17 protein-coding genes are annotated in these 19,817 nt (G+C 43.3%); 10 read left to right on the forward strand and 7 right to left on the reverse strand.

Annotated elements, in window-relative coordinates; genetic code table 11:
* The first annotated feature begins 198 nt into the window (after nucleotides 1–198).
* The gene (gene ltaE / locus L1D44_RS19010; protein ID WP_239892864.1) at nucleotides 199–1,215 is read left to right on the forward strand and encodes a low-specificity L-threonine aldolase; all 1,017 of its coding nucleotides are present in this window, start codon (nucleotides 199–201) and stop codon (nucleotides 1,213–1,215) included.
* 285 nt (nucleotides 1,216–1,500) lie between these two features.
* Entirely contained in the window at nucleotides 1,501–1,869 is a 369-nt protein-coding gene (locus L1D44_RS19015; protein WP_220771240.1) for a hotdog domain-containing protein, read from the forward strand.
* A 112-nt stretch (nucleotides 1,870–1,981) separates the two neighbouring features.
* Here L1D44_RS19015 and L1D44_RS19020 read toward each other — a convergent pair whose 3' ends face one another.
* On the reverse strand, nucleotides 1,982–2,191 hold the full coding sequence (locus L1D44_RS19020; RefSeq protein WP_239892865.1) for a hypothetical protein: 210 nt from the start codon (nucleotides 2,189–2,191) through the stop codon (nucleotides 1,982–1,984).
* Between the two features lie 783 nt (nucleotides 2,192–2,974).
* Between L1D44_RS19020 and L1D44_RS19025 the strand changes: the two genes are divergently transcribed.
* Together L1D44_RS19025 and L1D44_RS19030 are read left to right on the forward strand one after the other, a co-directional pair.
* The gene (locus tag L1D44_RS19025) at nucleotides 2,975–3,994 is read left to right on the forward strand and encodes an IS110 family transposase (protein WP_239892866.1); all 1,020 of its coding nucleotides are present in this window, start codon (nucleotides 2,975–2,977) and stop codon (nucleotides 3,992–3,994) included.
* 533 nt (nucleotides 3,995–4,527) lie between these two features.
* A complete protein-coding gene (locus tag L1D44_RS19030) occupies nucleotides 4,528–4,917 on the forward strand; it encodes a hypothetical protein (RefSeq protein WP_239892867.1) in 390 nt (129 codons plus the stop codon).
* Between the two features lie 78 nt (nucleotides 4,918–4,995).
* Here L1D44_RS19030 and L1D44_RS19035 read toward each other — a convergent pair whose 3' ends face one another.
* Complete coding sequence (locus L1D44_RS19035) at nucleotides 4,996–5,205, reverse strand: hypothetical protein (RefSeq protein ID WP_239892868.1); 210 nt, start codon at nucleotides 5,203–5,205, stop codon at nucleotides 4,996–4,998.
* Between the two features lie 202 nt (nucleotides 5,206–5,407).
* On the opposite strand from L1D44_RS19035, the gene L1D44_RS19040 reads away from it, so the two are divergent.
* Together L1D44_RS19040 and L1D44_RS19045 are read left to right on the forward strand one after the other, a co-directional pair.
* A complete protein-coding gene (locus tag L1D44_RS19040; protein ID WP_220767353.1) occupies nucleotides 5,408–6,736 on the forward strand; it encodes a DEAD/DEAH box helicase in 1,329 nt (442 codons plus the stop codon).
* 460 nt (nucleotides 6,737–7,196) lie between these two features.
* Nucleotides 7,197–8,267 carry a hypothetical protein gene (locus L1D44_RS19045; protein ID WP_239892869.1) on the forward strand — a complete coding sequence of 357 codons (1,071 nt, stop codon included), beginning with the start codon at nucleotides 7,197–7,199 and terminating at the stop codon, nucleotides 8,265–8,267.
* A 66-nt stretch (nucleotides 8,268–8,333) separates the two neighbouring features.
* Here the strand turns inward: L1D44_RS19045 and L1D44_RS19050 are convergent, their stop codons facing one another.
* On the reverse strand, nucleotides 8,334–9,656 hold the full coding sequence (locus L1D44_RS19050; RefSeq protein ID WP_239892870.1) for an amidohydrolase: 1,323 nt from the start codon (nucleotides 9,654–9,656) through the stop codon (nucleotides 8,334–8,336).
* Between the two features lie 386 nt (nucleotides 9,657–10,042).
* Between L1D44_RS19050 and L1D44_RS19055 the strand changes: the two genes are divergently transcribed.
* Complete coding sequence (locus tag L1D44_RS19055; RefSeq protein WP_220767356.1) at nucleotides 10,043–12,331, forward strand: TonB-dependent hemoglobin/transferrin/lactoferrin family receptor; 2,289 nt, start codon at nucleotides 10,043–10,045, stop codon at nucleotides 12,329–12,331.
* Between the two features lie 83 nt (nucleotides 12,332–12,414).
* On the opposite strand, the gene L1D44_RS19060 is transcribed toward L1D44_RS19055, so the two are convergent.
* The 3 genes from L1D44_RS19060 to L1D44_RS19070 all read right to left on the reverse strand — a co-directional run bounded on the left by L1D44_RS19060 (nucleotide 12,415) and on the right by L1D44_RS19070 (nucleotide 16,864).
* Entirely contained in the window at nucleotides 12,415–14,847 is a 2,433-nt protein-coding gene (locus L1D44_RS19060; protein ID WP_239892871.1) for a TonB-dependent receptor, read from the reverse strand.
* Nucleotides 14,848–15,308: 461 nt separating this feature from the next.
* Nucleotides 15,309–15,800: a hypothetical protein gene (locus L1D44_RS19065; protein WP_239892872.1), complete on the reverse strand. Its 492-nt coding sequence runs from the start codon at nucleotides 15,798–15,800 to the stop codon at nucleotides 15,309–15,311.
* Between the two features lie 125 nt (nucleotides 15,801–15,925).
* Entirely contained in the window at nucleotides 15,926–16,864 is a 939-nt protein-coding gene (locus tag L1D44_RS19070) for a choice-of-anchor H family protein (RefSeq protein WP_239892873.1), read from the reverse strand.
* Between the two features lie 745 nt (nucleotides 16,865–17,609).
* On the opposite strand from L1D44_RS19070, the gene L1D44_RS19075 reads away from it, so the two are divergent.
* From L1D44_RS19075 to L1D44_RS19085, 3 genes are all read left to right on the forward strand, one after another.
* On the forward strand, nucleotides 17,610–17,789 hold the full coding sequence (locus L1D44_RS19075; RefSeq protein WP_220767358.1) for a hypothetical protein: 180 nt from the start codon (nucleotides 17,610–17,612) through the stop codon (nucleotides 17,787–17,789).
* A gap of 194 nt (nucleotides 17,790–17,983) precedes the next feature.
* On the forward strand, nucleotides 17,984–18,376 hold the full coding sequence (locus L1D44_RS19080; RefSeq protein ID WP_239892874.1) for a VOC family protein: 393 nt from the start codon (nucleotides 17,984–17,986) through the stop codon (nucleotides 18,374–18,376).
* Between the two features lie 215 nt (nucleotides 18,377–18,591).
* Complete coding sequence (locus tag L1D44_RS19085; RefSeq protein WP_239892875.1) at nucleotides 18,592–18,936, forward strand: antibiotic biosynthesis monooxygenase; 345 nt, start codon at nucleotides 18,592–18,594, stop codon at nucleotides 18,934–18,936.
* Between the two features lie 459 nt (nucleotides 18,937–19,395).
* Here the strand turns inward: L1D44_RS19085 and L1D44_RS19090 are convergent, their stop codons facing one another.
* Nucleotides 19,396–19,653: a YjhX family toxin gene (locus tag L1D44_RS19090; protein WP_239892876.1), complete on the reverse strand. Its 258-nt coding sequence runs from the start codon at nucleotides 19,651–19,653 to the stop codon at nucleotides 19,396–19,398.
* Between the last annotated feature and the right edge of the window lie 164 nt (nucleotides 19,654–19,817).

Consider the following 19,817-nt stretch of genomic DNA (forward strand, 5'->3'; position numbering starts at 1 on the left):
GTAGTGAGTATTTATAATAAGATTTTTATTTTAGGAGTATTCATGATTGCTTAATTTGGGCTCTAGGTGATGACACCTGGTTGTGAGCGCTATTTTTGCTTGTTTGTAAACTTTAGTTTTTTGCTGGTAGTTGGTCTTACGTCAAAGTAATATTAGCCTCTATTTGATAATTCCAGATCTAGGTACTTGAGGTTAACAATGATTGATTTTCGCAGTGATACTGTGACTAAGCCTACGGCAGCAATGCGCGCCGCGATTAGTCAGGCTGAAGTTGGGGATGATGTTTATGGCGATGATCCGAGTGTTAACTATCTGGAAGAGATGGCCGCCGATATGTTTGGCTATGATAATGCACTATTTACCTCTTCAGGAACCCAGGCAAACTTACTTGCCCTGATGGCTCATTGTGAACGCGGTGATGAATACCTGTGTGGCCAGCAAGCCCATAACTATAAATTTGAAGGTGGTGGAGCGGCGGTATTAGGCAGTATCCAGCCTCAGCCACTGACTAACCAAGCCGATGGCAGTATCTTACTGAGTGATATTGAAGCAGCGATTAAACCTGATGATATCCACTTTGCTCGCACACGTTTATTAAGTTTAGAAAACACCATCGGCGGTAAGGTTGTGCCACAGGAATATTTAGCCTCGGCTCAAGCGCTTGCGTTTGAACGCGGTTTGAAGATTCACTTAGACGGCGCACGTGTGGCCAACGCGGCGGTTGCACAAAATATTCCAATGACTGAGATCACTCAATATTTTGACTCGGTATCAATCTGTCTGTCTAAAGGTCTATGCGCACCAGTAGGCTCTATTTTGTTAGGCGATGAGCGTTTAATTACTAAGGCGCGTCGCTGGCGTAAAGTGCTTGGCGGCGGTATGCGTCAAGCTGGGATCTTAGCATCTGCGGCGACGCTTGCATTAACCGAGCAGGTAGAACGTCTAGCTGAAGATCATGATAATGCGGCTTATTTAGCTGCAGAGCTTGCAAGGATTGAAGGCTTTGAAGTCGATATGTCTCAGGTGCAAACCAATATGGTGTTTGCAGCGGTATGTGACAAAATTGATACCAAAGCGCTGGCACTAGAATTGAAAGCCAAGGGGATTTTGCTCAGTCCAGGTAAAACCATACGTTTTGTGACCCATGCGGATATTTCTAGAGCGGACATCACATGTTTTATCAGCGAGCTAAAAGGTTTACTCGTTCGCGGCTAACAAGCTAGCCCAGGTTGATGAAATAAAACCTAGGCTGCGCCTAGGTTTTTTGTTTTGAGCGGCTATAGCCGCAGTGATACTGGTAAGTATTGGCATTGAGGCTTAATGCTGGGAATAGATAAGCGAGTGCTAGATGCGCTTTTTTGGGGAGCTAAGCACAGTTCTAGTGCGGTTTAACTAAACTAGAAATGGCTACAATTTTGTAAGTTTATGAAAAATAAGGTTGAAGTTTTGTGGTGCCGTTCTTGCTATATCTAATTGGATATAACCTTTAAGGAGTCCAATATGAAATATTACAGTCGCCGCTTTATTAAACCAGAGCATTTAAACCCCGCTAATTTTCTTTTTGGCGGTCAGTTACTCAGTTGGATTGATGAGGAAGCCGCTATATTTGCAGGCTGCCAGATGAAGAGCCAGCGCCATGTCACTAAAATCATGTCGGAAATCAACTTTATGGCTCCAGCACGTCAAGGTGATGTGATTGAATTTGGCCTAGAGCTAATCAGTGCAGGTGCCACTTCGATTACCGTATGCTGTAAAGTGCGTAATAAGCTGACTCACCTACCAATCGTGAGTATCGACAAAATCGTATTTGTGCATGTTAATGAGCAAGGACAACCCGCTGAACATGGAATGCGGGCTAATGCCGCCTAGAGTGCTGACTGAGATGAGTTGTAGATGGAAAGATATAACAAAGGCTCAATAATGAGCCTTTGTTTTATAACGTTATTTTATAGCTGAATTTTATAGAGAGTAGGGTAAGTCGTTAATCTTCGCTAAGATCTTCTTTTACCGAGTTGACGGCATCTCTTGATGCGTGACCTATGGCTCGAGTGGTATCCCGTGTCGCATGACCAATATCTGTGGTGACTTCTTTAGTGGTGTGACCGATCTGACGACCAGCGTCTTTAAGCTCTGCACAACCTGTGATGATTAAACTGCAAAATAGTGCGGCAATTAAACTTAACTGCTTCATGGAGGCGTTGTCCCTTTCTTATAATATTGCTGGCATATTGCCAGTATTATCTAAGTTGCGCTAGGGCATAACATCACGTTATTAAAATCTAAATAGTTATATTGTTGTTTGCTTTTGAATAAAGGTTGATTGGCCTTCTAATGAAGGCTGGTTACATTTTTGTTTGGTGTTACTAAGTCGCCAGTTTCTAACTTGTAGCTTCATCGCTATCAATCGCCTCCAGCGGGGTATGTGCAGACACTGCCGTGACACGCTATGAATACATCCTTGTAAGCTCAGCCATGACAAACAACATCCCTATTTAAAGGCCAGTTCGGCATCCTGCCTCTCGTTCGAAAGCTTGATAACTTCGTTATCTCTCACCATGTCATGGACGGTCAAGGCCGTATCTCCACTTGATAATTTGAGCAACCATTAGGCTGTAGAGTTTGGGTTTCTAACACGGAAATGCCCCTTTATTGGTTACAGTCGATATGCAAAATTGAATGCGTGTGAGCCTATTGACCTACTTTTACTAATCAATAAATAGCAGTCATTGGTCACTTTCGATTCAACCTCAATATCAATGCTCACTTTGCTCATTGTTGTGCGCGTTTATCCAGCAACACTCTGGTAGAGTGCTTATAAATCAATAGCTTTTCTTCAGTAAAAATTAAATAATAGGTTTATTAAATGTGCATGCGCGTTTTGCCAAATAAACGCGCATGCGCACTATACAAATAATGAGATGGACGCTCCTCCCTTTTACGTTGTCTAAATGATTTTACGTAAGTGGAGAAGATTATGAATAACATTTCAGTTGTTGGAGTCGATCTAGCTAAAAACGTTTTTCAAATCCATGCCGTAGATGCTAAAGGCAGAACTCTTGTCCGGAAAATGCTTCGTAGAGCAAAGTTTTTGAACTTTTTTGGCAATATACCTCATTGCTTGATCGGTATGGAGGCATGTTCAAGTTCTCACTATTGGGCTAGAGAAATAGAAAGACTAGGCCATACGGTCAAACTTATGGCTCCACAGTATGTGAAGCCATATGTGAAAACAAACAAAAATGATGCGAATGATGCAGAAGCCGTTTGCGAAGCTGTAACTCGACCCAACATGCGCTTCGTCACGGTGAAAGATGAAGAGCAACAAGCTCTGCTATTAGTTCATAGAGAACGAGATGGCATAGTGAAAGAACGGACATCATTGATCAATCGTATTCGTGCCTCCTTAGCTGAATTTGGTATTGCCATTCCTGTAGGGCCAAGAAGGCTGCATAGCTGGTTTAGAGATGATTTTTCAAGTGCTGAACAGTTATTGCCTCAACTAATGGTTTGTCATGTACTGAGAATGAAGAGAAGGCTTAATCAATTAGAGTCTGATCTAGATGTGCTGGAAAAAGAAATAGCTCAATCAAGTAAAGGCAATCCACAATGTCAGCGCTTAGAGGCTGTACCGGGTATAGGTCGACTCACGGCTTCAGCATTAGTTGCCAGTATTGGTACAGGCAAAGAGTTCAAATCTGGGAGACAGCTTTCGGCTTGGCTAGGGCTAGTCCCCAAACAAAGCTCTAGCGGAGGTAAGCCACGATTATTAGGGATCAGTAAGCGTGGTGATGGTTATTTAAGGCGTTTATTTATTCATGGTGCTAGAGCGGTAATACGGCACATGAACCCAAAACGGAAAGTCACAGTGTGGCTGCGAGATTTAGAATGCAGAGCACACAAAAATGTTGTCATTGTCGCGCTAGCCAACAAATTGGCAAGGATAGCTTGGTCAATGCTAGCAAATGGAACTGATTACGATGAATCATTCATCTAGTTAGTTGGTAATAAATTAAGTAAAGACACTCAAAGGTTTGCGTAGGCATAAAGAGAATTGAAGACAAAATAGGTAAGACCGTAGCTCATTAAAACTGACCCTAACATCGTATGTAAGAATACGTCCAAATGATTAGTCATGAGCTAGCGGAACTCATCAGGGATCAAGGCTTAAGCCTTAACTAGAGTCCGAATAGATGGCTGCAATACCAACTTTGAATTCAATGACAATTTAGCTTGCACAAAACGGAGCGTCCATAGATGTTANAAGTAAAGACACTCAAAGGTTTGCGTAGGCATAAAGAGAATTGAAGACAAAATAGGTAAGACCGTAGCTCATTAAAACTGACCCTAACATCGTATGTAAGAATACGTCCAAATGATTAGTCATGAGCTAGCGGAACTCATCAGGGATCAAGGCTTAAGCCTTAACTAGAGTCCGAATAGATGGCTGCAATACCAACTTTGAATTCAATGACAATTTAGCTTGCACAAAACGGAGCGTCCATAGATGTTATGTAGCAAGGAAGCATATTGAACTGGTCGAGTATAATAAAATTTTCAGCTTTTCACTTTGTAGCACTCACCTTGTTGAGTACGTTAACTACTTTGTTAATTGGAGCTGATAATTTAGATAAACAAGCGGGACGTGACTTGTTACTTTATTTCAAATTACCTTCATTTATTGTTGGTTCAATTATCCTTACTCTATTTGCTAAAACACAAGAATCTAAGGTTTTATTGCATCTTTTAATAACTGTGGCAATAAGCTCTGTTGTCGCTACTGCTATCGTTTCGGTTCTTATGCAAACAGTATTTATTTCGCCAACATGGTTTATTGATTTACCTATTTCTGCAATATCTATTTTACTAGCAATATTCATTGGCGTTCGCTTTCGTGGTATAACTAGAAATGCTACATAACAAGCTAATAAACAAGGACAAAAAACAGTTGGCTGTTTTCGTTCCTCAACATTTTAGCCAACAATTTTTTGCCCATTATTAGGGCGTTACCGTATATCCACTTTCCATACTTTCCATACTTTCCATACTTTCCATACTTTCCATACTTCCCATACTTCCCATACTTCCCATACTTCCCATACTTCCCATACTTCCCATACTTTCTCCAATGAGACTCATCATCTTGACAGCTTTATCACTAATTTCTGTCCAAAAACGAGCTAGGACTTTAGCCGTAACTCTAAACATTAAAGATTGTGCAGTTCTAACTCAGTGCAGATACGGCTTAGACCTTCGAAAACAAGGATCTTTGCTGCGATAGCAAGCAACATCAATAAAGCGTACGAAGCAACAAGCTGTTATAATGGCAAACAGCAACACAGTTATCTGCGCCTATCTACGCCAAACCGATAACTGCAATAGATAACCAGACACTTAATTGAGACTCACCATGCCGTTTTCTAAGCTTGGATTAAGCACACCTATCGTTAAAGCTGTTACCGAGCAAGGCTACACTAGCCCAACTCCAATTCAAGCTAAGACCATCCCCGTTATTTTAAGCCAGCGTAACCTAATTGCTGCGGCGCAAACCGGTACAGGTAAAACCGCCAGTTTTGTATTGCCAATTTTAGAAATGCTCAGCCGCGGTGAGACTCAGCGTAAGAAGCGTGTTCGCGCCCTGATTCTGACGCCGACTCGTGAGCTAGCAGTGCAGGTGGAAGATAACATCAGCAAATACGGCAAGCATTTAGCGTTAACCTCTATGGCCATGTATGGTGGCGTCGACTCAAAGCCTCAGCGTGAGCGCTTAATCGAAGGAGTCGATATCTTAGTCGCAACTCCGGGCCGCTTGCTCGACATGTATACCCAACGCGCCATTCATTTCGATGAGCTAGAAATTCTGGTTCTCGATGAAGCCGACAGAATGCTGGATATGGGCTTTATCGAGGATATCAATAAGATCATCGAAAAACTGCCTGTCGATAGACAGAGCCTACTTTTCTCGGCGACCCTGTCTAGACAGGTAAAAGAGCTGGCAAGGGCCACGATAACTCGGCCTATCGAGATTTCGGTCACTCACAACACTGACAATAAGCCCAAAATTGAACAATGGTTGGTTACCGTCGATAAAGACAAGAAGTCGGCCTTGTTGAGCCATTTAATTCAAGAAAATAACTGGCAACAAGCGCTTATTTTTATTGAGACTAAGCAAGGCGCTGCCAAGCTGGTCAGCCAACTTGAGAAGCGCGGCATCACCGCTGAGTGTATTCACAGCGGCCGCAGCCAAGAGATCCGTGAAAAAATTCTAGCTGACTTTAAGTCCGGTAAAATTGGCCTATTGATTGCCACAGGTATTGCTGCTCGCGGGCTAGATATCGATGAACTGCCATTAGTGATCAACTATGATCTGCCTTATCCTGCCGATGATTATATTCACCGAATCGGTCGTACTGGCCGTGCAGGTGCTAGCGGTGAAGCGGTTGCTTTAGTATCGAAAGATGACTTTAAAAACCTGTGCATGATCGAAAGCCGCTTAGGCCATTTAATTGAGCGTAGAGAAGTTGAGGGTTTTGCCCCCCGTAAAGAGGTGCCAATCTCAATTTTAAACTATAAGCCTAAGAGCAAACAAAATGCCGGAGGCGATAGAAAGCCCCAGCGTGATGCTAAAGCGAAAGGGCCTGCAAACCGTAAAGCGAATAGTAAAGCCAATAATAGCGGCGAGCGGAAAGAAAGCGGTAAAAACAGCAATAAGCTGCCACCGAACCCGTGGAACTTATAAGGTTTACCAACGAGTGCCGCCCCCTGAGACTGTCACTCGTTTTGCACTAGCAGCTTCTTCAAGCCGCTTATCTCTATAGGCGAGTACCGACTCCGTTATCAATAGTTTATCTCCCTACAGAGCCGCTTAACTCTATGCGGCTCTGTTCTTTGCACTTTACAATTAACACTTTCTTTACAATACCTTTTCGCATACGATAGCTTAATTAATTAAGTTTACTCAGCTATGGCTAATCTATACTCAGCCTATGCATCTATTTAATCTCTATTTCCATACTCTGCGCCGCGGATCATTTTCGTTAAATTAGAGCTAGCCTAGGAGTGCCATGCTTGCTTTTATGCAAAAATTCAAAACTAAACACTACCTGTTAATCGGATTCACCAGCTTATTTTCGCTGCTTCTCGTCGCGTTTCTTCTCCTCAATAAACTACAGAGTCCTCCCTTAGCTCCAGGCGCGATTATGGTTTTGCCCGTTAAAATGGATTCAAAAACCGATTACTGGCAAGAGTACGCTCAGATGGAGCAAGTGATCGCAAACCTTGGAACATCGGCCCAATATCCGGTACTACAGACTGAAGATGTGCTCTCCATGCTGTCTCAGGCCTCAAGCTTTATCCAAGATCAGCAAGCTATCGACCTTGAGCGGCTTTTCATTGTCTCAGGTATTAGCTTACTCGTTGAACCGACACTGACTCCCTATGATGATGGTTATCGACTCGACTATCGCTTACTTAGCGCACAATCCGTGGATAGCGGTAGCATTTACGCATCCTCTATGACAGATGCAAATCAGCAGTTAGCTAAGCTGGTACAAGACAGAGTGGGAAGCCATTCACTCGATAACCAGACTTTAGATGACCGCTGGTTTAACAACCCCTTACTCATTAAGGCAATAAAGCAGATCCAATACAGTGAGCTTGGTGACGCTCAAGCAAGCCTAAATGATCTGCTGACTCAAACACCCAATAACCTTATCGCCATAAGACTATTAGCCGAGTTACTCACGGCGCAGGACAAAAGTGAAGACGGCTCAGGCGATACGCTCATCCTCGCTGAGCAGTGGCTCGATAAGGGCATTGCCCATGGGAAAGCCAGTGGTAACTCACTGCAATTAGCAAGATTAAGACTCACACTGGCTCAACTGCAACTGAAGAAAGGCCTGCTTGAATTGGCAAACAGTCAATTGTCTCAAGCAAGAACATTAGCCGCCAATAGCCAAGATTGGCTGTACCTAGGTCATATCTCTAATTGGTCGGGTCATATCTTTCAAAGACTCAATCGATACCAACATGCCAAGGCCCAATACCAATACTCCCTCGTTTACCAACAAAAAGCAGGCTATCCTATAGGCCAAGTGATAGCGCTCAATAACTTGGCACAACTGGAAATTGTCCAAAACAACTATAGCCTTGCTTACAAGGCCATTAATCAATCGGTCGCCATTGTCACCCAAAGAGAGCTAAGCCAACTTCATGAGCCCACATTTAAGCTATTGGCTCAGATTGAAAACAAGCTACAGCGTATACGCTAATTATGCTCGTTAACACTCAGGTACAAGGCGCTGCTCAAGGAAAACGTTAGGGGCAATAAGATGACTTTAAGGCCGATTAAATAGATCGATTGCGCTCTTTGTCATTGCCCTAACTCCAGTGTTAATCGTGGGGGCGTAATCGGGAGCAAACTGATTCGAGTGTAATGAGGGTAAAGCATTCCCCGACTCTAAGCTCAACTGATACTGACTCGGGTTAACCGCCCCCAGCCAGAAAAGAGTGATAGGGCGTTTTTCCGCTGTTAAACCGTATAAACCAAAGTCTTCTCCGGCCATTACTGGCAAGGCGTCAATCACATTATCCTGACCAATCTCGGACTCAATACTTGCTCGTACTCGGCTGACTAATACTGGGTCATTATAGGTTGATGGGATCCGCTCCTCTTCATGAACATAAACGTCTGGATACAGAGATTCATCAAGGCCTGCGCTCATGGCGATCCCTTGGGTTAGACGCTTAAGTGCGGCAATTTGTTGCAACCTCACCTCTGGGTTATAGGAGCGCAGAGTGAGCTGTAATTTCACTTCATCAGAGATAATATTGTGCTTTGAGCCGCCATGAATTGAGCCGACTGTTATCACGCTAGGCTCTAGGGGCGATAACTCTCGGCTGGCAATCGTTTGCAATGCCAGTACGATTCTAGAGGCTAACACGACAGGGTCTTTGGTCAAATGCGGGTAAGCGCCATGGCCGCCCTTACCTTTAACGGTAATATCTACTGAGTCGACATTCGCTAAGGCATACCCAGATACCATACCCACCTTGCCTGCGGGTATAGATGCGCTAACGTGCAGACCGAGAATATAATCAGGCGTATCAAAATCAGTAAACAACCCCTGCTTTAACATGGCTTTCGCGCCGCCGCCCACCTCTTCTGCTGGTTGTGCGACCATCATCAAGGTCCCCTGCCAGTTGGCTTTAGTGGCAACTAGCTGCTGAGCCGTGCCCACTAGACTTGTCATATGAATATCATGACCACAACCATGCATCACACCCACTTTATTGTTATTGGCATCCGTTGTGATAACTTTAGAGGCATAAGATTTTCCCGTTTCCTCAATGATTGGCAAACCATCAGTATCGGCTCTTATCATCACAGTTGGTCCTTCACCATTTTTCAATAGGCCTACTACGCCGTAACCACCAACATTTTCAGTAACTTGGAAACCCAAACTTGCTAACTCTTTGGCTATACGAGCGCTACTGTCTTTCTCGTGATAAGACAGTTCTGGGTTTTGGTGCAGGTGGAGATATAAGGCTTCAAGACTCGGCATTGCCTTGGCCGTTGACTCGGCCAATTCGGAGGCATAACAAGGTGTCCAGTGACAACTAATGAGTAGAGCAAGCGAGCAAGATTTTAGTAATCTCATGATTTATCTCTCTTATTTTTCAGCGACGTTATTACAACTGCAGTTACAACCCCTTAACAGCCTAAGTTAACACAGCGTCAATATATATAAACCCGTGAAGACTAAATGACTCTGGTACCCGGTGAGCCATGCCAACAGAACCTATTCAATTACAGATGCCACAAGCTGTTACATTTGTTAATGGCACTCACCAACAAAGAGTAATTAATAGCCAGTTGTTTTTATTGAAAAAAAGATAAATGTGATCCACTTTCAAGATTTGTTTTTTTGTCAGATAAAGGCAAGAAATTAGCACTATCTAGACGAGACCCTACCTCAATTAGAGTATAAGATAACGCGCGTTTAAAAAGAGAATAATTCTCATTTGGTTAAAGTTAAGGTGCGTCATGAATAAGCTCAAAGTTAGTGTACTTGCGATAGCAGTAAGTACAGCGCTCAATGCTCAGGCTCAAGAAGCCAAGGTCGAGACTCAATCAAACCAGCAAGCCAGTGCTAAAATGCAGGAAGTGATCGTTATTTCAGGCTCGCGTATGGAGCAGGAAATCGAACAGGTTGCTGGCTCAATTATGGTCATTGATGAAGATGCTATTGAAAAAAGCATGAGCAATGACTTTGGTAGTTTATTTAGAAACGAGTCTGCTATCGGCGTTAAAGGCGGTGCGGGTAAACCTACCACTGTGACCATTCGCGGCATCGGTGGCAACCGAGTGATGATGGTAAAAGATGGCGTTCGTGTTAATAACCAATATGCCTCACCTCTTGGTCCAGGTGCTGAAGGCACCGGCCGCGGTCTTACCGAAGTGCAAAGCCTAAAGCAAGTTGAAGTGGTAAAAGCCGCTGCATCGACCATGTATGGCTCTGATGCCTTAGGTGGCGTAGTTGTGATGCGTACCAAAGATGCCAGCGACTACCTAATGGGTGATGACTATTACGTATCGCTTAATGCCGGCTATGCGGGCATTAACGATGAATACGCTGCCGGTTTTACCAGTGCGGCAGCCTACGGTGGTTTTGAAAACCTGCTGACTTATCAGCACCGTACTGGCGAAGAACTACCTAACTACTATGACACTCAGCCAGACAGTGATCTTGTGCAAGACAGTGTTCTGTTCAAAAGCAAATACCATTTCAATGACTATACCTCAGTTCAGCTGACCTTAGATTACCTAGAGCAGACCCTAAAGCGCTGGGAATACGAGTTTGATAAAGACAATGCACTTGAGGAAAATATCGATACCGACCGTGATACTCAAGTCATTAACGGTGCTCTGCAGTTAGTCTCAAGCAAACCAACAAAAATGCATGACACCTTAACGGTAACAGCTTACTTTGGCCAAACCGAACAGCTAGAACATAGAGACTATTTCGAATGGAATAAGGCGAACACTGTTTACGGCTTAACTGAACTTCGCGATTACAGCTTCGAAGATCAACGTATTGGTATTAACAGTACCTTTAGCAAGTATATTGGCGGCGACAACTATGGTCACCAGATCACCTATGGTCTAGATTACGAGTTTTCAACCATGTCACGTCATCGTACGGTAAATGACGTAGTAACGGATGAAACCACTACGCCATTTACCTTTGCCACTACCGACAGTCAGCGTTTAGGTATTTTTGTACAGGATGACGTCACCCTTCTTGATGGCGATTTAAACCTGATCGCAGGTCTGCGATATGACTATTTCGATAATACGCCTGATAAAAATCAAGCTAAAGAAGGGCTAGGAGATAGATACGAAGAAGCTAATTTTGAACCAATGAGCGACAGTTTCTGGTCACCAAAGCTGGGTCTAGTTTATCAGTTATCAGATTCAGTTAGCGTCTATGGCCAGTACGCATACGGCTACAAGATGCCAACACCAGACCAGAAGTGGGGCGAGTTGGAAGTCGATGCTGGCTCAATGACTGATGTATTTATTCAAGCCAACTATGAGCTGGAGTCTGAACAGTCGCATACTTGGGAAATCGGCGTTCGTGGAAATCACTCAGATACTAACTATGAGCTAACCGCCTTCTATACTTTGGCGAAAGACTTTATTGATTGGCAGTATGTAAGCTATAAACCTCCTGTGTTTGTACCAGGCTTCCCACCTGAGATTAAGCCAATGGAGTTTAAGTACCAATACTACAACCGCGATGAGGTTACCTTATACGGCGCCGAGGCTCAGATTAACCATTGGCTAACCGATAGCATCGAGCTATGGGGTAACATCTCTTACACCTACGGTGAAGATGAAAACGGCGATTACCTTAACAGTGTCAGCCCGCTCAAGGGTAACGCGGGTGTTAACTGGTATACCGATATTGCTAATATGGAAGCCGACTTTGGTGCGGTAGTGCGTTGGGCGGATGATATGAGCCGCACCAATGATATCGAGCTAGCCGAAGAAGATATTTGCGCCATGGGGATCTGTATTCCTAAAGAGGAATTTAATGAAGTCTACGGTACAGCGGGTTATGCGGTCATGGACTTAACCTTTGGCCTGCGCATTGACGATAACTGGAAGTTAAGAGCTGGCGTTTATAACCTGTTCGACAAAGAGTATATCGATTATGCCGATGTTGCAGGTCAATCTGTATTCTTGCTCGGTGCGAGTATGGATCTAGAAAAAGAAGACTTTACCCAGCCGGGTCGTTACTTCAACGTGAGCGTGAACTACCAGTTCTAAGCTTATTTAGACGTACTTAGTACATAAAAAATGCAGCCTAGGCTGCATTTTTTTATTGGGTTCTAATCACACTTAGTCTGATTCTATAAACGATAAGTCAACGTCAGCTTAGCGTTGCGCTCTTCCCCTGGCATACCGCCCAAGAACATAGCCTTACTGTAATACTCTTCGTTAAATAAGTTATTCACGTTTAACTGTAACTTCCAGCTATCAGCATCGTAGCTAATCGCGCTATCGACTACGGTATAACTTGGCACATAGCCGTCAGGAATACCAAAAGATGTTGAGTTGGTACTTCTGTCATCAACATATTTTGCCCCAAGGCTGATATTAATTGGGCTTGAAAGCGCGAACCAATCTGCCCCATAAGTTACCCAAGCACTTGCCGTGACATAAGGCACACCTTTTTGGCGGGTGTCATAGCTAGAGCGATTAGGATCTTTCTTGTCGCGAGCATCTTGATAAACCGCATTGACGTTAACCATCCACTGCTCATTAAGGTGAGCATTCATATCAAATTCAACACCCGTGGTTTCTTCACTACCATTGTAAAAGTGCTTAGGTACGCTCGGTCCAGACACTCCCTCTTCATAATCGGGATTGCTGTATTGCAAATTAGTTCGTGAACTCTTAAACAGCACTAATGATGCCAGCATTTGATCATTGAAGGCCTTAAAGCGCATACCTAAGTCATCACTTATCGATTCACTATCATCTCTATCGGTATCATTTCCGGCAATACTACCGAGAATGCTATAGGCTGTGCGCCCTTTCGAGTGATTAACGAAAAACGACAAGTCATCGGTTGGCATATAAGTCAAACCTAAGTTATAGGTCATACCATCATCTGTAGTATCCGCCTCCGGTGTCGGCTGCGCACGACTTGCACTGTAGCGGGGATCAACACCTAAGTGCTCATAGGTCTGCTTAATTTGATTAAAGGCCACGCCAATGCGAGAAGTAAATCCATAACCTAAATAACCCACATGCTGTACGCCTACGCCCCAAGCACTGACTTTCTTGTCGTAGTTGCTGGTTAGTAGCGGATCATGATCTTCGAAGCTACCTTCAGCCCAATTTGGATTACGAATATCGTAAATGTACGGCAGGCTGCCCTGGTAGATCACCTCTCCCGCTTTGTTCTTGATGACTTTATCGGCATCGTAGATGGAGTATTGCTTAAACGCGATGTCTCTATCTTCATAGTTGGCATTTATCAATAATTCATTATCAATATCGCCTATTTGGAAGTCATAACGAAGATCGGCAAAGTATTGCCAAGATGACTCATCGGCATCCACTTTACGGTACTCTTGGCGACGAGCAGCAAAGGGATAAAGCACGCCATCTTCTACCAAAGGGGCTCGTGGGTCGGCATTAATCGCACCTCTGCGGTTCCAATACACATAGTTGTACGCCCCAGTTTGGCGAGCAAAGCCTGATGTGTAATCGCGATACTGCAATTGTTGATTCAAAAATAGGTTGTCAGTGAAGTAGATATTGTGGGTCAGCTTAAAGCGCAGCTCTTCGCCCTCATTATCCTTGGCCATTGGTGAAATAATGCCTGCATTGCCAAATGCGTAGGGAGTTAAACCATCATTTGCTGCTAACGAGTCAGCCAATTGTTTTCGCTGGGCCTCTGTTAGCTGAATACCCGCGTTGTTTGGATCATTGATTAAATCTTCCCAAGTCACTTCACCTGCAGTTTTGCCGTCAACAGATGCAGAGTTAAAGATGCGAATAGGGTGACCAATTGAGTCCACAGCAATGGCATCTTTGATGTAGCTCGCCGACAACATCAGATCTTGGCTATCATCGAGCACATACTTAAGCGAGGTGTAGATCTCATCACGGTCAGTACCTATATCTCGGTAACCGTCGCTGCGCGCTGTTTTAGCAACTACCCGATAGGCTAAATCATCGGTGATTGCTGCGGTGCTGTCGGCCTCAAGCGAATAGGTATTCCATTGGCCGACTTCGGCAGTAAATGCATGTTTTGATTCAAACTGTGGTTTCTTCTCTATGAGGTTGATTACACCACCCGCGCTACCCATACCGTAAAGCCCGGTTGCAGGGCCTTTTAACACCTCGACAGATTCAACATTGGTTAACGAACGTGTAGGGTTGAAGGTATTACCAAGACCCGCACCGCCATACATTCCATCATAGGTGTAGTTTGCCCCTAGACCTCGGATAACTAGATTATCACCGATACCGTAGTTGTTACCCGCTTGAGTCACACCGCTGATGTTACGCACTAAGTCTTGCAGATTAGTCAGAGCTTGAGCCTGAATCAACTCTTGATCGACAACCACAACCGCCGCAGGCGTTTCCATCAAGGACATGTCGGACTTGGTCGCTAAACCTGAGTTCATCACAACCTGATTCTGGCGGCCATATACAGTAATGCGCTCCACATTATCGAGCGATTCATCTGCTTGCTCAGCGTAAACATTAGTTGCTAAAAATGTCGATGCACAAGCAATTGCTAACACCGAATATCGGAAATGTTTCATCAAATAACCCCACTTTAGTATTATGCGGCGAGATGATAACGATTCTCATTAGCTTTTCAACACTTGTTTCAGCACTGATACATGTGGGATTTGTTTGTGATTGTTTTGACTTGATTTTATTGTTCGGAATTTACATTGTAAATTTAAAGGTAATACTTTAAAACCAATGAGATAGGTGACAAAGATCACACAAAACACTGTGCAAAAATCAAACTCAAGTTTTACCCCAAAATGTTCCAAACTCAAATGTGTTCAAACTTTATCCAAAAGACTTAACGTCGCTTGTCTACAGCCACTCCATGTTGGCGCAACTCTGCGTCCCAAAAACTAAGCAATATTCTGCTGAGCAGTTAATCTTGGACTAACTGCTTAAGGAACAGAGTTATAGGTACTGGTTTAAATAATCGAGCTAAATACTAAGGCTAGATACTAAATCTAGATACTAAGCCTAAATACTAGGGCTAAATAATGGGAATTAAGTGCGGTGCACTGCGACAATAATTCACAAGGTGTCCTGCAAGGCGGTCATACAAGTCATCTTTTATATAGGGCTGCTCTTCACTGTAAATACGACTGTCGAGTTCAGTTGGCAGGATAAAATTTGCAAGGCGATTAATATCGGCTTCAATGGTGAGTCTAGTTTCAATAGAAAAGGTCTCAGCCAGTGGATAATCACTGGAAAGAAAAGCACGGCGAAGAAACACTAACATCTCATCGAAGCTAGCATCCCAGTTAAGGTTACCGTTAGCCTGCGCCTCCCAAGCCAGTAGCTCGAGTACGCGAATAACCTCACCTTGTAAGGTTTGGCATTGACCCGATACTGGCACTAAATGCTCCCATAACCAGAGCACCGTATCGGCGTTACTGCCGCTAACATTCACCTTATTACCGATAGCATTCATCTGAGTTATCACCTCTTCAGACTCACACTGCTCTATGCAAACTCCATCCATATCTGCTCCTTCCATGTCAGCTTCTTCATAACGCAAGCTTTAGTATTTTGAGCAACATTTTAACTGGATTTGCGACAGATGCTCAAATCTTGCACTGAGTTTCTGCAACAAATCGTCAGGCCACGCTACTTAAAAAACCTTGAGCCTAAGCTTCTGCAACAGACTAAACCAAGCAGCAGTAATAGCGTGGCAAGCGACACACTACCACCATGGTAATCATCATAAATATTATCTCTATCGCTACTCTCCAGCGGCAGCGCATATAGACCATCAAAATCGTAGGAGCTTACCGTTGCCACAATATCACCATAGCCAACCTCATAGAGATCGATTAGCACATCGTAGTGGTCGGTCGGGTAGCCCCGATCCAGTGTCGTTAACACTTCAAAGTCATCATCGGTAGCATTGCCATAAATGCTAAAAATATCTGTGGTGTAGTAATGCTCCCAAGGCCCGCCGTTGCGACTCATGTAAAGCTCGGCAAATACATCAGCGCGCTCATTGACATAAATCCCCTCTACATCGGCATCGAAGATCACACTAAAGGTTTGATAGAAGCCATCGTAGTCGTTATCGACAAATAAGCGGCTATAGGCATCGTAAATATAAAAATCACGATAAACGCCATTAGCAAACTGCTTAACCGAACCACTCTTGGCTAACTCCTGTTTAGCCTGAGCCGCCTTATCAATATGGGCTTGTATGACTTTTTCTCGAGTAAGCGGCTCACGGGTGGCTCTAGCCTCTCCTTTCTCCTCAAGGCTTGCCTGTTGCTCTGCTTGCTTCAGCCGCTGCTGCTTAAGCTGGCTTATTTGCACCTCAGATAAGTTATTGCCGTCTTCGGCTGTTTGGGGACTTTGCTCGTCACTGGAAACAGTTTGCGCAACTGAGGTGCTTTTCGGCGGTGAAAGCAGAGTCATATCTGAGTTGGCACTGGCAGGCTGCATTGCACTCATAAATAAGGTTAACAGACCAACACTCGCCGCTCGCGCCCACATGCACTTTTGCTCAACAACATTAGTTATATGAGTTTCATTAGTTGTATGATTTTGTTTTGTGTTCATCTTCACCTCGAAATTTTTTCTTAATGAGGTCATTAGAGTCCACTGAGTGTGAACACAAGCTGAACGTTCAAAATTGTCTAGCCTTCGAATGAAGGCTGATTACATTTTTTGGGTAGCACTATCAGGTAGCGAGCTATGAGTTATAACTTCATTGCTATCAATCGCCTCCAGCGAGTGCCGGACAGGATGTCCGAATGTCGTAAGCACATGGTCAATGATGTTCCCTACATCATAATGACATTTCCCATATCCCTACGGGTCAGATGTGAAAGAACGACGTATGTGCAGACACTGCCGTGACACGCAGCAAGTCCTTCTCTGGAAGCTTTGTAGCCTGAGATTTCCTAATAAAGTGTGCTTAAGCCTAACCTAAAATTATTGGATAAATGCGAGGTTAGAATTCTACACAGATAACTCGCGAGTGAAGTGAGTGAAGTGAATGAAGTGAGTGAAGTGAGTGAAGTAAGCAGAATCGAACATTTTTCACTCTATAAACTTCTAATCCTTTTATAAATCATTGAATTTATAATGATTTGTAAAAGATTGTAGAGACCTCTACATCAAGGCGCTCACTTTTGTGGGCTTGATATTAATAAAATTGGTCTTAATGTTTCGTTTTATCAATATTAAACATTCGTTTGGCTTAGTATGGTTGCTGCTAAGTTGAACTTTAGTCGGAAGATTATCGAGCAACTATATAATAAGCTGTTAGTAGTCAAAGGTTCATTATAGAAAGGAGTCTCAAATGAATAAAAAAACTAAAGAAAATCTAACTGAAGCTGCGCTCATTGGAACGGGTCTTTTGAGCAAATTTGCTCTCTTAAAATCAATGACCGAATCTAAAACATTAACGACAATGGTGATCCTTGGCTTACTATTTTTTAGTGGTTTTATTTTGTTTTTAGTAAAGATGGCTGGCGCCTAACGTTAATCTGTCAGCTACTAACGAGCTGCTAAATTCAGGTTCACTAAGACTGTCATGCCATTTGCTGAGCAAATCGCCCGCCAGCACTTGGTTCACTTATTAGCAGGGCGTTAAGCTCCTATGCCTTTACGCAACTTTCATCAATTAACTCTCAATAAGTGAATAATCATTGACTTATTAATAAGGATATCGAGATGTTTAGCCATATTATGATTGGAACCGATGATATTAAAAGTTCAGAACGTTTTTATAACTCTGTATTAGCTGTGCTAGGCATCAACGAGCCAGTACATAATGTAAATGACACTGGTCAGAAACGATTGTTCTATGTACGTAATGGGTCAGTGTTTTGCGTTACTGAGCCTATAAATGGTGAACCCGCACGCGCAGCTAATGGCTCAACTATTGGATTTGTTTGTGACTCACCAGAGCAAGTAAAAGAGTTCCATTCTGTTGCCATAGCAAACGGCGCGACTAGCATTGAGGGCTCTCCAGGCTTACGTGATAATTCTACAGGCAAAATGCATCTGTGCTATTTCTTGGATCTAGATGGCCATAAAATTTGTGGAATGTGCCGCTGCGAATAAGGTGCAGCAAAATGTTCCCCAAGGATTCGACAGAATAAAAAGGCGTCCCCCAAAGGACGCCTAACTGCTGAAATGATAACAACGGCGGAGAAATAAATTGTTAGGCGAAATCATGCTAAATAAAGCAAACAGAGTCATATTTTCTTGTTGCTTGTCATATCAATGAATAATCAACGAGTTAAAATAACTGGAATTTTTTAATCATTTGGTGAGCTATGATTGCTGTAATTTTTGAAGTTCAAGTCGCGGAAGGGAAAACTACGGAATACCTTGATATTGCAAACGAAATCAGACCACTTCTGGCGGAAATTGAGGGCTTCATTTCAATAGAGCGCTTCCAAAGCCTGACTAACGAGGGCAAAGTTCTTTCCCTGTCATTTTGGCGCGATGAAGAGGCGATTAAAGAGTGGCGTTGTCTAGAAGGGCACAGACTTGCTCAATCTAAAGGTCGAAACAGTGTTTTCGAAAGCTACCGATTGAGGGTTGCGGGTGTTATTCGAGACTATGGTATGGAGGAGCGTTCTCAAGTTCCAAGGGATAGTATCGAAGCACACGGATAGAGTTCACAGCCTAGATATATGGAGCTGTGTAAACTTTATTTACTTTACACATATTCCCTCCACCCGAGGCCCACTTTTGGACTCTTTGCAGTAACTTAATTTTGTCCTGTAATAGAAGTTTGTCATTGCGCAGCAAGCGTTGGACTTTTTGTAATCGATTCTAAAATTTGATAGTTAAAAGCGAGCCCTAGTGACTCGCTTTGTTTCTGGCACTTTTAGCTGTAATAGTCGCGAAACTCATTTAGAGGTGGTCTGATTAAGTGCGGCGCTCAATAAGTGATCACCTCATTCTATCCAGGCTAGTCGTCTTCAATGCTCTCTGACATTGCCATATCAGTGCCATAAAACACCTAGCATAGTAATAAAATGATCTTCTATTACTGGCATCTAGTTTGTTTGCTATGACGCAAAGTAGCTGCCTGCAAAATATCGCTTATTGAGCTTAGAATGTATTCGCCATTACCTCTGATTCATTTGAGCTTGAACACAAGTCGCTCCCAAATGTGTTATTCGGTAAGGCTGCCCATTCTTTGAGCTAATCACTTTTTTTCTCTTTAAGCTGTTAAATACATCTATGGTGCAGTTAGATAGGCCATAACCCTCACGGGTAAAACAAATTACCTCAGCGAGTTTTCTATTGTCATCTAGGTAACGACGAATTTCTCCACCCATCGCAAGAGTGTGAAGTACACGTTGTTCTTGTTTTGATAAATTCAAAGGATTTCTCCAAATATATTTTAAATTTTGTCCTCATAGTTGTTTTTGAAATTGTGCTTGTTGCTTTAGGCATCAAACACGGCTTTTATACAATGCTAAGTAGTGTTCTAGTCAAAAATCACCTTGTCATTTGTTTTTCAGATTCATAGCACCAACGCAAAATA

Origin of the sequence: Shewanella sp. Isolate13 (assembly GCF_022398325.1) — a bacterium.
Taxonomy (GTDB): domain Bacteria; phylum Pseudomonadota; class Gammaproteobacteria; order Enterobacterales; family Shewanellaceae; genus Shewanella.

What these genes read in the sequence shown, in the direction of transcription:
- ltaE (WP_239892864.1), top strand. Translation starts at nt 199, where the DNA reads ATGATTGATTTTCGCAGTGATACTGTGACTAAGCCTACGGCAGCAATG.
- L1D44_RS19015 (WP_220771240.1), top strand. Translation starts at nt 1,501, where the DNA reads ATGAAATATTACAGTCGCCGCTTTATTAAACCAGAGCATTTAAACCCC.
- L1D44_RS19020 (WP_239892865.1), bottom strand. Translation starts at nt 2,191, where the DNA reads ATGAAGCAGTTAAGTTTAATTGCCGCACTATTTTGCAGTTTAATCATC.
- L1D44_RS19025 (WP_239892866.1), top strand. Translation starts at nt 2,975, where the DNA reads ATGAATAACATTTCAGTTGTTGGAGTCGATCTAGCTAAAAACGTTTTT.
- L1D44_RS19035 (WP_239892868.1), bottom strand. Translation starts at nt 5,205, where the DNA reads ATGTTTAGAGTTACGGCTAAAGTCCTAGCTCGTTTTTGGACAGAAATT.
- L1D44_RS19040 (WP_220767353.1), top strand. Translation starts at nt 5,408, where the DNA reads ATGCCGTTTTCTAAGCTTGGATTAAGCACACCTATCGTTAAAGCTGTT.
- L1D44_RS19045 (WP_239892869.1), top strand. Translation starts at nt 7,197, where the DNA reads ATGGTTTTGCCCGTTAAAATGGATTCAAAAACCGATTACTGGCAAGAG.
- L1D44_RS19050 (WP_239892870.1), bottom strand. Translation starts at nt 9,656, where the DNA reads ATGAGATTACTAAAATCTTGCTCGCTTGCTCTACTCATTAGTTGTCAC.
- L1D44_RS19055 (WP_220767356.1), top strand. Translation starts at nt 10,043, where the DNA reads ATGAATAAGCTCAAAGTTAGTGTACTTGCGATAGCAGTAAGTACAGCG.
- L1D44_RS19060 (WP_239892871.1), bottom strand. Translation starts at nt 14,847, where the DNA reads ATGAAACATTTCCGATATTCGGTGTTAGCAATTGCTTGTGCATCGACA.
- L1D44_RS19065 (WP_239892872.1), bottom strand. Translation starts at nt 15,800, where the DNA reads ATGGATGGAGTTTGCATAGAGCAGTGTGAGTCTGAAGAGGTGATAACT.
- L1D44_RS19070 (WP_239892873.1), bottom strand. Translation starts at nt 16,864, where the DNA reads ATGAACACAAAACAAAATCATACAACTAATGAAACTCATATAACTAAT.
- L1D44_RS19075 (WP_220767358.1), top strand. Translation starts at nt 17,610, where the DNA reads ATGAATAAAAAAACTAAAGAAAATCTAACTGAAGCTGCGCTCATTGGA.
- L1D44_RS19080 (WP_239892874.1), top strand. Translation starts at nt 17,984, where the DNA reads ATGTTTAGCCATATTATGATTGGAACCGATGATATTAAAAGTTCAGAA.
- L1D44_RS19085 (WP_239892875.1), top strand. Translation starts at nt 18,592, where the DNA reads ATGATTGCTGTAATTTTTGAAGTTCAAGTCGCGGAAGGGAAAACTACG.